The sequence below is a fragment of the Halanaerobium sp. DL-01 genome (genome assembly GCF_003338615.1).
Lineage (GTDB): Bacteria > Bacillota > Halanaerobiia > Halanaerobiales > Halanaerobiaceae > QPJE01.
This window is the reverse complement of record NZ_QPJN01000002.1, coordinates 82990-95887: the sequence shown is the minus strand read 5'-3', so window position 1 is coordinate 95887 and position 12898 is coordinate 82990. Positions and strand designations below refer to the sequence as shown.

Genomic DNA, 12898 nt, shown 5'->3' with positions numbered 1-12898 from the left:
TTATGGGTAAAAAGGAGATGATAATACTGTAAAATCTAAAAAATGCAAAAATTAGAGAAAAATATCACATTTTATTTTATTAAAAAGGAGGGCAATTATGAAGGTTGTTGAGAAGAAAAATGAATGGCAGGAAAAAACAGAAGAGATTGATAATATTCTAAAAAATTATAAAGATGATTCATCTTCACTAATTGAGGTTCTGCATAAAGTACAAAATTTAGTTGGTTATTTGCCCAAAGAGCTGCAGAAAAAGGTTGCCAATAGTCTTAATACAGTACCAGGTGATGTAAGCAGTGTTATTTCTTTTTATTCTCATTTTAGTGAATTTCCCAAAGGGGAATATCAAATTGCTATCTGTAAGGGAACAGCCTGTTATGTTAAAGGATCTCAAAAAATAATAGAAAAAATAGAGGATAAATACGGTATTTCTGCCGGTGAAAGTACTGAGGATGGAAAATTATCTCTGGAAGTAGTTCGCTGTCTTGGTGCCTGTGGACTGGCCCCCGTAATGACAATTAATGGTAGAGCACATGGATTATTAAATCCAGAGAAAGCAGTTGGAATTATTGAAAAATATTTGAATGGAGAAATGTAAAACATATTTTATATAAAAAGGAGGTAAATAATGGTATCATATCATGAACTAAAAACTATGCAGAAAGAAATGGCAGATAAATATTCTCAAAATGAGAATTATAGAATAATAATAGGTATGGGGACCTGTGGACTTGCTGCAGGTGCACAAAAAGTATGGGATACAGCTGCAGAAGAATTAAAGAAACTGAATCTGGACAAAGAAGTTGATCTTGATCATACTGGATGTATAGGGTTTTGTGCTAAAGAACCTCTTATGGAAATTAGAGATAAAAATAAAAGATATATTTATGCCAATGTTAATTCTGAAAAAACAAAAGAAATAATAAAACAGCATCTAAAAGAGGGAAATATTATCTCCAGATGGCTGGTAGATTTAGAAGGTGATTTTTTTTCAAAACAGGAAAGAATCGTTCTCAAAAACTGTGGGAATATAAATCCAGAAAATATTGAAGAAGCCTTGGCAAATGGTGCCTATCTTGGGCTTGGTAAGGCAGTAGAAAAACTTTCTCCAAAACTGGTAAGAGAAGAAATATTGAATTCTAATTTGCGCGGCCGGGGTGGAGCCGGTTTTCCAACAGGGTTAAAGTGGAAGCTGGCTGCAGAAGCATCTGGAACAGAGAAATATGTAATATGTAATGCAGATGAAGGTGATCCTGGAGCATTTATGGATAGAAGTATTTTAGAAGGTGACCCACATAAACTGCTTGAAGGAATGGCTATAGCTGGTTATGCTGTAGGTGCTGAGCAGGGATATATTTACTGCAGAGCAGAATATCCGCTGGCTATTAAACGCCTCAAAAGAGCAATAAAAGATGCAGAAGACCTGGGAGTTTTAGGTGATAATATTTTCGGTTCAGATTTTACCTTTAAAATAGATATTCGCCTTGGAGCTGGAGCTTTTGTCTGTGGAGAAGAAACTGCACTTATTGCGTCTATTGAAGGAAGACGTGGAGAGCCGAGAGCAAAACCTCCATTTCCTGCTGATTCTGGACTGTGGTACAAGCCAACAGTTATAAATAACGTAGAAACACTGGCAAATGTAGGAGAAATTATTAGAAATGGCAGTGAATGGTTTAATAAAATAGGAACTGAAAAAAGTTCTGGCACAAAGGTATTTGCGCTGGCCGGGAAAATCGAAAATAATGGTCTGGTAGAAGTTCCGATGGGGACAAAAGTGGGAGAAGTAATTTTTGATATTGGTGGTGGTCTGGAGAATGATGGTAATTTCAAAGCAGCTCAAACCGGTGGACCATCAGGAGGATGTATTCCCATTCAGCACCTGAATGTACCAATTGATTACGATTCTCTGCAGGAGCTGGGTACAATTATGGGGTCAGGTGGAATGATAATTATGGATGATCAGACATGTATGGTAGATCTTGCAAAATATTTTATAGATTTCTGCAAAGATGAGTCATGTGGCCAGTGTACTCCCTGCAGAATAGGTACAACAAGAATGCTGGAAATTCTTAATAAAATTGCAGTTGGTAAAGGGAGTATGGAAGATCTCAAACTGCTTACAGAAATGGGAGAAAAAATAAAAGATTCTTCCTTTTGTGGATTGGGCCAGACAGCTCCCAATCCGGTATTGAGTACTATAAGATATTTTAAAGATGAATATATAGATCATATTAAAAATAAGCACTGCAGTTCATCTGTCTGTGCAGCACTATTTAATTCTCCATGTCAGAATGCATGTCCTGCAAATGTAGATATTCCAATTTATATAGATTTAATTAGGCAGGGAAAATACAAAGAAGCATACAAAGTAGTTCAAGAGGAAAATCCACTTGTCTTAGTATGCGGCCGAGTGTGCTATAATCTTTGCGAAAAATCATGCAACAGGGGATCAATGGATGAGCCGCTTGCAATTAGAGAATTGAAGCGTTTTGTAAGTGATTATCTGTTAGAAAAAGAAGGCAATTTTCCGACACCAGAAATAAAAGAAGAAAAAGATAAAAAAATAGCAGTTGTTGGATCAGGGCCATCAGGACTTACAGCAGCATTTTACCTGCGTAAAAAAGGTTATCAGGTTACCATTTTTGAAGCAGAATCTGAGGTAGGAGGAATGCTGGCCCTTGGTATTCCGGAATATCGGCTCCCTAAAAAACTGTTAAATGAAGAAATAGCAGTATTAACAACTATGGGAGTAGAGATATCTGTAGATACTAAAATAGGTGAAGATATTAAATTAGAAGATTTAAAAGATGAAGGGTACTGGGCAGTATATATGGCTGTAGGTGCACAAAAAGATAGAAATTTAGGTATAGAAGGAGAAGATCTTGAGGGAGTATATTCCGCACTTCAGATGCTGAGAGATATTAATAATGACACAGAAATTGATATGAAAGGCAAAAAGGTATCTGTCATTGGTGGAGGTAATGCAGCAATAGATGTGGCGCGTAATCTTGTGCGCCTTGGAGCAGAAGAAGTAAATATTATCTACCGAAGAACAAAAGAAGATATGCCAGCACACAGAGAAGAAATAGAAGAAGCAGAATATGAAAAAGTGAATATATATACACAGGTTAATCCTGTGAAAATAATAGGAGAAAATGGGAAAGTAAAATCATTAGAATGTATAAAAATTTCAGGAGGAAAATTTGATGAAAGCGGAAGAAGAAAACCAGTGGAGATTGAAGGCTCAAATTATACTTTAAAAACAGATGTTGTAATTTCTGCAGTTGGACAGAGTGTGGAAGATGAGTTTAATAGTGGAAAATTTAAAATCGAACTGGAAAATGAAACTCTAATATCGGTTGACAGCGCTCACCGCACAAATATTCCCTGGATATTTGCCGGTGGAGACTGTGTAACAGGTCCATCAACAGTTATAGAATCTATTCAGCAGGGAAAAGAAGCAGCAGCATCAATAGATAAATATCTCGGAGGAGATGGCCAAGTAGTAGAAAAAGCAGAAAGAGAAAGAAAGCTGACTGCCCCGATTATAGAAGAGGAAAAGCCAAGGATAAAAATGCCGACAATACTACTTTCAGAAAGAAAAAAAGGATTTACAGAAGTAGAAAAAGGATATTCTGCAGATCAGGCAGTTGAAGAGGCAAGCAGATGTCTTCGCTGTGATGTAGAAGAGAAAGAGGAGGTATTATAATGAATGGAGATAAAGTTACAATCTGGATAAATGATGATGAATATTCTGTAGATCCAGAAATGACAGTACTGGAAGCAGCACAGGAAGCAGGCAAAGATATACCGACTCTTTGTTATTTAAAAGATATTAATGAAATTGGGGCCTGTAGGTTATGTTTAGTAGAAATAGAGAATACAGGCAAACTGGCAGCTTCCTGTATTACACCTGTTTCTGATGGAATGAAAATTAAAACAAATACTTCCAGGGTAAGAAATACTAGAAAACTCAATCTGGAATTTCTTTTGTCAAATCATAAAATAGATTGTCCTACCTGTCTTAAAAATGAAGATTGTGAACTGAGAAAGATAGCAGAAAAGCTAAAAGTTAGAGAAAATAGATTTGAAGGTAAAAAAAGCTCATTTGCAGTAGATGACTCTACTCCATCACTTTTTCGTGATTCAGAAAAATGTATTCTCTGCCGCCGCTGTGAAAATGTATGCAGAGAAGTTCAATCTGTAAGAGCAATAATGGCAGAAGGAAGAGGATTTGACACAGTAATAGATACGGCATTTTATGATAACTTGGCCGAAAGTCCATGTGTAATGTGTGGACAGTGTTCACTTGTCTGTCCAACTGGTGCTATTACAGAAGTCGAATATATAGATGAAGTATGGGCTGCAATTGCAGATCCAGACAAACATGTTGTTGTACAGACAGCTCCAGCAGTAAGGGTGGCATTATCTGAAGCATTTGGCAATAAGCCTGGTACTATATTTACAGGTCAGATGGTTGCTGCCTTGAGAAAACTGGGTTTTGATAGAGTATTTGATACAAACTTTACCGCTGATCTGACTATTATGGAAGAAGGCACAGAACTTATTAAAAGAATTAAAGATGGCGGCAAGCTGCCCCTCTTTACTTCCTGCAGTCCTGGGTGGATAAAATTTATTGAACATTATTATCCTGAATATCTGGATAATTTATCTTCCTGCAAATCTCCACAGCAGATGTTTGGTGCTGTTGCCAACAGTTATTATGCAGAAAAAGAAAATATAAATCCTGAAAACCTGGTAGTTGTTTCCATTATGCCGTGTACTGCAAAAAAATACGAAGCTCAGCGGCCTGAAATGGAAGGTGAAGTAGATTATGTTCTAACAACCAGAGAACTGGCAAGAATGATTAATGAAGCAGGTTTTAATGCCAATGAACTCAAAGAGGAAGAACACGATCAGCTGCTGGGAGTATCTTCTGGAGCGGGAGCTATATTCGGCAGTACAGGTGGAGTTATGGAAGCTGGCCTCAGGACAGCCTATGAGATAATAACAGGTGAAGAGCTAAAACAGCTGGACTTTACAGAAGTTAGAGGTTTTGATGGTATTAAAAAAACTTCTGTGCAGATAGGAGATTTAAATTTAAAAGTGGCAGTTGCAAATGGCTTGAGTAATGCACGCAAAATAATGGAAATGATTAAAGAAGGAGAAGAATTTCATTTTGTAGAATTTATGGCCTGCCCGGGCGGATGTCTTGGTGGAGGTGGACAGCCGCTTCCAGCTACAGAAGATGTTCTTAAAAGACGCATGGATGCAATATACGAAATAGACAGCAGTAAAAAATACAGAAAATCACATGAAAATCCATATATAAAGAAAATATATGAAGAATATTTTGAAGAACCCGGCAGCCACAAAGCACATGAACTTCTGCATACAACTTATATTTATAGAGGTATATAATCTGTTCAATAAACTATATATGCAGCTATATAAGTGAAATATGTGTGTACTTACTGTAGGTAAAATATATGTTCTGGTTATAAGTGAAATTATAAATACTACAGCAGAGGTCTGAAGATATGTGTTTCTTCAGACCTTTTTAAATTTTATCAAACTGCTTGACTTAAAGATTAATTTCTGTTATAGTTAAATCAAATAAAAAAAGAGGTCCTTTTAAATTAGTCCAGAGAGGCTAGTAAGGGAAAGAGATATAATTGTACCTTCTTACTGGCTGTAAGAAGGTTTTTTTATGCAGTAATTGCTGCAGGACCTTGTAGAAAGGGGGTAGCATTCTGAATGGAAGAAGGAATGAAAGTAAAAAAGGAAATAATGGATTCATCCGGTATGGATAGAGCTATAACCAGAATCGCTCACGAAATACTTGAGAAAAATAAAGGAACAGATGATCTGGTTTTGATTGGAATTAGGACAAGAGGTGTTCCTCTGGCAAATCGACTGGCCGGGAAGATTAAAAAGATAGAAGATGTTGAGGTGAAGACAGGTATATTGGATATAACACTTTACAGAGATGACCTTTCTACTGTATCTCAGCAGCCGATTGTTCACAGAACAGAGATTCCGTTTGACATCAGCAATAAAAAGGTTGTACTTGTAGATGATGTTCTTTTTACAGGAAGAACTGTTAGAGCTGCGCTGGATGCTTTAATAGATCTGGGCAGGCCAAGACAGATTCAGCTGGCTATTATGGTTGACCGCGGCCATAGAGAACTTCCCATTAGAGCAGATTTTGTCGGCAAAAATTTACCTACTTCACTTTCCGAAGTTGTTAGTGTCAATCTTAAAGAAATAGATGGAGAAGATTCAATTTTATTATTAGAAAAAGAATAAATAAGTCCTTTAAATCGGTCCAGAGAGGCTGATAAGGAGCTCTAAGGTTTTTATACCTCTTAGAGAGTAGCTAACTTCTTATCAGCTGTCTGGTGAGAAGTTTTTTAAATTAATAAGGGAGGTATAAGATGAGTTTAATAAAACAAACACAGGAAAACCTTGAAAATCTTAACAAAGATGGTATTAAGAATAACGAAAGATTTATTCTCGCCTTACAGCATATGTTTGCAATGTTTGGTTCAACCGTTCTGGTTCCATCACTGACAGGTTTAAGCCCAGCAGTGGCATTATTTACATCAGGACTTGGTACACTTATTTTTCACTTTATAACAGGGGGTAAAGTTCCAGCTTATCTCGGTTCTTCATTTGCATTTATCGCACCGATTATTGCAGCCAAAAGTCAGTTTGGAACCGATGGAGCAATGCTTGGTATTATAACTGTCGGTATTGTTTATTCTATTATGTCGGTAGTGATAAAATATGTAGGGACAGATTTTTTCCGCAAACTGCTTCCTCCGGTTGTTGTCGGTCCTGTAATAATTACCATTGGATTGGGTCTGGCTCCCACTGCTAAAGGTATGGCTTCAGAACATCTTTTAACAGCATTTGTAACTCTTTCTATAGCAGTTGCCATTAGTGTTTTTGCAAAAGGAATAGTAAAAGTAATTCCAATACTCTTAGGAATAATAGGTGGATATATATTTGCGGCATTTATGGGTTTGGTTGACTTTACTCCTGTAATGGAAGCATCCTGGATAGCATTTCCCAAATTTGCGCTTCCCCAGATAAATGGAAATTTAAAAGCTATTACACTTATAGCACCAATAGCACTTGTCACAATGGTTGAACATTTAGGAGATATTTTAGCAATAAGCAGTACAACTAAAAATGACTATATAGAAGATCCAGGTCTGCACAGAACACTGCTGGGTGATGGTATTGCAACACTTATGGCCGGACTTTTTGGCGGCCCACCAAACACAACATATGGAGAAAATGTAGGAGTACTGGCAATAACAAAAGTTTATAACCCTTTTATAATACAGATGACAGCTGTCATAGTAATCCTAAGCAGTTTTGTTCAGAAGCTTGGAGCAGTAATTAGAACAATACCTGTTCCAGTAATGGGTGGAATAGTGTTTCTGCTTTTTGGTATGATAGCTTCAATTGGATTGAGAACCCTTGTCGAAAACAAGGTAGATCTTTCAAAAAACAGAAATTTGGTTATAGTATCTGTAACTCTGCTTGTAGGTATAAGTAATCTGACCATTTCGATTGCAGGACTTGATTTTGCTGGTATGGGACTTGCTGCACTGGTCGGTATAATAATGAACCTGATACTGCCTGATGCTGAAAAGAAAAATGCATCAGCTGAAAAAGTAGAAAAAGACAATCTAAAAATTAAATCAGAATTGAGTTATGAAGCAAATTAATTATACAGGGCCGCTGATGCGGTCCTTTTTTTGAATAAAACTTTAGGGAGGTTATGAAATGACACTGACCAAAAAAGATTTTTTGGTCCTTTATGATACTGATGCAGAAGAAATTGAAGAGATTTTAAATACTGCCAGAGCAATGAAAGATATTTTAACAAGATCTGTAAAAAAAGTTCCCACATTAAGAGGAAAAACTGTAATAAATCTTTTTTATGAGCCGAGCACAAGAACAAAATTTTCTTTTAATCTGGCTGCTAAAAGGCTTAGTGCAGATGTAATGAGTATTTCTAAATCAACCAGCAGTATAACAAAAGGTGAAAGTCTGCTGGATACAGCTAAAACGATGGAAGTTATGGGTTCAGATGTTGTTGTAGTAAGGCACAGCAGTCCGGGAGCAGCTAAATTTCTGGCAGAAAATATTAGTGCTGCAGTGTTAAATGCAGGAGATGGAGCACATTCTCACCCAACACAGGCACTGCTGGATATGTATACTATCAGAGAAAAGCTGGGCAGACTTGCAGGACTGAAGGTTCTGATTGTAGGAGATATTGCCCACAGCCGGGTGGCAAGATCAAATATATGGGGATTAAAGAAGATGGGAGCAGAGGTGAGTGTTGTCGGCCCTTTGACTTTAATTCCAACAGAAATAGAGAAAATGGGTGTTAAAGTTTATTCAAATCTGGATAAGGCCTTAGAAGGTGCAGATGTAGTAAATATTTTAAGAATACAGATGGAAAGACAGGAGAGTGGATTATTTCCATCTATAAGAGAATACAGGGAACTCTATGGAATGAATAAAGAAAGACTTAAAAAAGCCGGAAAAGATCTACTTGTAATGCATCCTGGACCTATGAACAGAGGTATAGAAATTGAAAGCAGTGTTGCAGACAGCAGTCAGTCTGTTATAACTGAACAGGTAAAAAACGGTGTAGCAATCCGGATGGCTCTGCTTTACTTACTTGCCGGGAGGGAGATAAAAAATGAAGATATTGATTAAAAATGGAAGAACAGTAGACCCAAAAAATAATCTTGACGGTAAATATGATATATTAATCAAAGATGGAAGGATTGAAGAAATTGCAGAAGAAATAAAAATTCCCGGATTAACTACAGATAGCTCTATAGAAATTATCAATGCAGGAGGAAGAATTATAACTCCGGGTTTAATTGATATGCACACTCATTTGAGAGAACCGGGATATGAAGAAAAAGAAACAATTAAAACCGGCTGTGAAGCGGCAGCTGCAGGTGGATTTGCTGCAGTAACTGCAATGCCAAATTCCAATCCGGTAGCAGATAATCCTGCAGTTGTAGAACATCTTAAATTAAAATCAACCAGATCAGCAGTAAAAGTATATTCTGTTGGCAGTATCACCAAAAAAAGTGAAGGAAAAACATTAGCAGAAATTGGAACACTTGCAAAAGCAGGAGTTAAGGCATTATCAGATGATGGTCAGCCGGTAATGAATTCGGAAATAATGAGGAGAGCCATGGAATATGCCAGGGCATTTGATTTACCAATATTAAGTCACTGTGAAGATTTAAATCTGAGCGGTGATGGAGTAATGGGTGAAGGATATTATTCAACACTATTTGGATTAACCCCAATACCAAAAGCATCTGAAGAAGTTATGGTAGCAAGAGATATTATACTGGCTGAAATGACCAGAATTCACCTCCATATCTGCCATATGAGTACAGAAGGAAGCCTGAGTTTAGTAAGAGATGCCCGCAAAAGAGGTGTTAATGTTACCTGTGAAGTTACACCACATCATTTAATACTGACCGATAAAGCCGTTAAGGATTATAATACAGATACAAAAGTTAATCCACCACTGAGATCAAAAAAAGATGTGGAAGCTTTAAAACAGGCTCTGTCAGAAGGAGAAATTGATGCAGTTGCAACAGACCATGCTCCACATACTTATGAAGATAAACTGGGAGAATATGATCAGGCTGCTTTTGGGATATCAGGATTAGAAACAGCAGTTTCACTTATATACGAAAACTTTATAAAAACAGGATTGATAGGATGGAATGAACTCGTAAAACTGATGTATGTAAATCCGGCGCGAATATTGAGACTTGAGGTAGAAGGTTTAAAGGCCGGATCCTGTGCTGATATAACAGTATTTAATCCTAATAACAGTTGGACAGTGGAGAAAGAAAAACTTAAATCAAAAGGGAAAAACACTCCTTTTGCAGGTTTTGAATTAAGCGGCAAAAATGAAATCACTATAGTTGAAGGAAAAATTGTTTATGATGATAGAGGTGGAAAAGATGAAATACTTTATTGATAAGCTGGTAGAAAAAATAGAAGAAAAGAACTCGAGAATATGTGTTGGACTTGATCCACACTTAAATTTACTTCCTGAACACCTTCTGGCAGCAGAAATCAGGAAAGATTTGGAATCAAATCAAAAAGAAACAGCTGCAGCAGTGCTGAAATTCAATAAAAATTTAATCGATGCGGTTGCCGATATGACAGCAGCTGTAAAACCACAGATGGCTTTTTACGAAAAAATGGGAGCTGATGGAATCACCTGCCTCTGGCAGACTGTAGAATATGCTAAAAGCAGAGGGCTGATTGTTATAATGGATGGGAAGAGAAATGATATTGGCTCAACTGCTATTGCATATGCACAGGCATATCTGCAAAATAAGAAAACTTCAGTAGATGCAATTACAATAAATCCATATCTCGGAAGAGATGGCATTCTTCCTTTTCTGGAAAACAAAGAAAGAGGAGCTTTTGCTCTGATTAAAACCTCCAATCCATCTGCAGGTGACCTTCAGGATCTTAAACTAAATGATGGTAGAAAAGTGTATCAGGCTGTAGGAGATTTACTAAAAAAGCTGGGCAGTGATTACACAGGAAACTGTGGATATTCTAATCTTGCGGCAGTTGTGGGAGCAACCTATCCAAAAGAACTTAAAGAAATTAGAGCACAGCTGGAATCAGTATTTTTTTTGATACCCGGCTTTGGAGCACAGGGTGGGAAAACAGAAGATATTAAAGCTGCTTTTGATACTGACGGCAGAGGAGCTGTAATTAATTCCTCGCGGGGTATAGATTTTGCCTTCAGAAGAGAAAAATATGCTCATTTTGGAGCAGAAAATTATGCTAAAGCAGCAAGAGCTGCAGCATCTGATATGAAAGAAGAAATTAACAAAGCACTCAGTTAATTTACAAAAATTTGATAGGTGTTGATTGATGCCTGACACCAAAATAAGAAGAGGCACCTAAAACTCAAAACCAAAACTGGGGTGAAAAAAATGTTTGAAATACTAAAGAATAAAGAAGTTGGACCGGATATCTTTTATCTAGTTTTAAAGTGTGATGAACTATCCGAACAGCCAAAACCAGGTCAGTTCTTTAATGTTAAAATCAGCAGAAAACTCAGTACTGATCCACTTTTGAGGAGACCTTTTAGCGTTTTTGACTTTGATGAAGATCAGAATATTCTTGAGCTTGTTTATAGAAAAGTCGGCAGAGGTACCGAAATTTTAAGCAAATATAAAGCAGGTGAAAAACTTGATGTTATAGGACCACTGGGCAATCCATTTTCAACAGAAAAAAGAAGTGGATTAATACATCTTGTTGGAGGTGGTATGGGAATAGTACCCCTGCATTACCTTGCCAGAACTTTGGAAAAAGGAGAGAAAAAAGTTTTTCTGGGAGCTGAAAATTCAGATGAACTTGAGTTTTTTACAAAAAGATTCAAAAAAATGAATGTTGAAATTCATAGGGCAGCTATGACAGAAAAAATGGAAATTAAAGGTTCTGTACTTGTATTATGGATGAATTATCTTGATCAGGAAAAACCTCTTTTTGTCTATACCTGTGGGCCAGAAAAAATGCTCTCTGCAGTAGAAAAAGAATGTTTAAAAAGCAGTATACAGGGCCAGCTTTCAATTGAGAGAAGAATGGGATGTGGAATAGGAGTCTGTCTTTCCTGCAGCTGTGAAACAACAGAAGGTAATAAAAGAAGCTGTGTGGATGGACCGGTTTTTACACTGGGAGAAGTAGTTTTAAATGCCTGAAAAAAATGCATCAGAAAAATTTGATCTGAGTATAGACTTAGCAGGTTTAAAGCTAAAAAATCCTTTAATTACTGCTTCCGGAACCTGTGGAAATGGAAAAGAATTAGACAATTATTTTGATATCAACAAACTGGGAGCATTTACACTAAAAGGTATTACAGTAAGCCCCAGAAAAGGAAATAAATCTCCCCGTATAGCAGAAACGCCTTCGGGAATAATAAATTCCATTGGGCTGGAAAATCCGGGTATAGATCAGTTTATAAAAAAAACAATACCAGAAATAGCAGAATACAGGCTTCCTTTTTTCTGCAATATATCAGGTTATTCTGAAGCAGAATTTTTAGAACTGGCAGAAAAACTGTGTGGTAGAAAAGAAATTGCAGGAGTGGAAGTAAATTTATCCTGTCCTAATATTGAAGGTGGTGGTCTGGCTTTTGGAACAGATCCGAAAACAGTATACAGTATAACAAAAAAAGTCAGAAAAATTTATGATAAATTATTGATTGTAAAGCTGACTCCAAATATTACAGACATAACTGAAATTGCTGAGGCCGCAGAGTCAGGTGGAGCAGATTGTGTGTCCATGATCAATACTATTTCTGCAATGAAAATAGATATAGATAAGCAGAAACCACTTCTCGGCAGCCTTACAGGCGGACTTTCCGGGCCAGCCATTAGACCGGCAGCAGTAAAAATGGTATATGATACATTCAAAAAAATTAATATTCCCATTATAGGAATAGGTGGTATAAGAAATGGAAGAGATGTAATAGAATTTATGCTTGCCGGTGCATCAGCAGCAGGAATTGGAACAATTAATATGATAGAAGCAGATGCTGCTCTGAGAATAATTGGAGAAATAAAAGATTATCTTAAAAAACACAATATTAAAAGACTCAGTTCTTTGATTGGAAAAGCACATATTTGAAATCATAAATTATTTTTTAATGTAAATGAATTAGAGACGCAAATAACCTTTTTGTGGGAGAACCAATAAATAAATCGGAAAAGTTTATTTCGGTTTTAGAAAATAGGTATTAATAATCTCTAATAAAATGAGTGGTTAAAGTATATATCTGAGCTGAAACCGAAATTGAAGGAGGGAATAAAAA

The 12898-nt window shown here is 36.6% G+C and carries 10 protein-coding genes; all 10 read left to right on the top strand.

Annotated features, from left to right (window positions below):
* Window positions 1-97: 97 nt before the first annotated feature.
* Window positions 98-595 (top strand): NAD(P)H-dependent oxidoreductase subunit E, encoded by a 498-nt coding sequence (locus DER71_RS01535; RefSeq protein WP_114457774.1) that lies wholly within the window; start codon window positions 98-100, stop codon window positions 593-595.
* Window positions 596-625: 30 nt separating this feature from the next.
* Complete coding sequence (gene nuoF, locus DER71_RS01530) at window positions 626-3706, top strand: NADH-quinone oxidoreductase subunit NuoF (RefSeq protein ID WP_199505631.1); 3081 nt, start codon at window positions 626-628, stop codon at window positions 3704-3706.
* The gene (locus DER71_RS01525; RefSeq protein ID WP_114474216.1) at window positions 3706-5418 is read left to right on the top strand and encodes an NADH-dependent [FeFe] hydrogenase, group A6; all 1713 of its coding nucleotides are present in this window, start codon (window positions 3706-3708) and stop codon (window positions 5416-5418) included. The genes nuoF and DER71_RS01525 overlap by 1 nt, the downstream gene beginning before the upstream one ends.
* A 336-nt stretch (window positions 5419-5754) precedes the next feature.
* On the top strand, window positions 5755-6306 hold the full coding sequence (pyrR, locus tag DER71_RS01520; protein ID WP_114457772.1) for a bifunctional pyr operon transcriptional regulator/uracil phosphoribosyltransferase PyrR: 552 nt from the start codon (window positions 5755-5757) through the stop codon (window positions 6304-6306).
* A 128-nt stretch (window positions 6307-6434) separates the two neighbouring features.
* Window positions 6435-7739, top strand: coding sequence for a uracil-xanthine permease family protein (locus DER71_RS01515; RefSeq protein ID WP_114474215.1), 1305 nt, complete (start codon window positions 6435-6437; stop codon window positions 7737-7739).
* A 58-nt stretch (window positions 7740-7797) separates the two neighbouring features.
* Window positions 7798-8739 (top strand): aspartate carbamoyltransferase catalytic subunit, encoded by a 942-nt coding sequence (locus DER71_RS01510; protein WP_114474214.1) that lies wholly within the window; start codon window positions 7798-7800, stop codon window positions 8737-8739.
* Window positions 8723-10039 (top strand): dihydroorotase, encoded by a 1317-nt coding sequence (locus DER71_RS01505; RefSeq protein WP_114457769.1) that lies wholly within the window; start codon window positions 8723-8725, stop codon window positions 10037-10039. The genes DER71_RS01510 and DER71_RS01505 overlap by 17 nt, the downstream gene beginning before the upstream one ends.
* Complete coding sequence (gene pyrF / locus DER71_RS01500; protein WP_114457768.1) at window positions 10023-10928, top strand: orotidine-5'-phosphate decarboxylase; 906 nt, start codon at window positions 10023-10025, stop codon at window positions 10926-10928. The genes DER71_RS01505 and pyrF overlap by 17 nt, the downstream gene beginning before the upstream one ends.
* 90 nt (window positions 10929-11018) lie before the next feature.
* On the top strand, window positions 11019-11786 hold the full coding sequence (locus DER71_RS01495; RefSeq protein WP_114457767.1) for a dihydroorotate dehydrogenase electron transfer subunit: 768 nt from the start codon (window positions 11019-11021) through the stop codon (window positions 11784-11786).
* Window positions 11779-12714: a dihydroorotate dehydrogenase gene (locus DER71_RS01490; RefSeq protein ID WP_114474213.1), complete on the top strand. Its 936-nt coding sequence runs from the start codon at window positions 11779-11781 to the stop codon at window positions 12712-12714. Before DER71_RS01495 ends, DER71_RS01490 begins: the two co-directional genes overlap by 8 nt.
* Window positions 12715-12898 lie beyond the last annotated feature (184 nt).

Coding starts and splice junctions, on each gene's coding strand:
- DER71_RS01515 (WP_114474215.1), top strand. CDS start 6,435: ATGAGTTTAATAAAACAAACACAGGAAAACCTTGAAAATCTTAACAAA.
- nuoF (WP_199505631.1), top strand. CDS start 626: ATGGTATCATATCATGAACTAAAAACTATGCAGAAAGAAATGGCAGAT.
- pyrF (WP_114457768.1), top strand. CDS start 10,023: ATGAAATACTTTATTGATAAGCTGGTAGAAAAAATAGAAGAAAAGAAC.
- DER71_RS01525 (WP_114474216.1), top strand. CDS start 3,706: ATGAATGGAGATAAAGTTACAATCTGGATAAATGATGATGAATATTCT.
- DER71_RS01535 (WP_114457774.1), top strand. CDS start 98: ATGAAGGTTGTTGAGAAGAAAAATGAATGGCAGGAAAAAACAGAAGAG.
- DER71_RS01510 (WP_114474214.1), top strand. CDS start 7,798: ATGACACTGACCAAAAAAGATTTTTTGGTCCTTTATGATACTGATGCA.
- DER71_RS01505 (WP_114457769.1), top strand. CDS start 8,723: ATGAAGATATTGATTAAAAATGGAAGAACAGTAGACCCAAAAAATAAT.
- pyrR (WP_114457772.1), top strand. CDS start 5,755: ATGGAAGAAGGAATGAAAGTAAAAAAGGAAATAATGGATTCATCCGGT.
- DER71_RS01490 (WP_114474213.1), top strand. CDS start 11,779: ATGCCTGAAAAAAATGCATCAGAAAAATTTGATCTGAGTATAGACTTA.
- DER71_RS01495 (WP_114457767.1), top strand. CDS start 11,019: ATGTTTGAAATACTAAAGAATAAAGAAGTTGGACCGGATATCTTTTAT.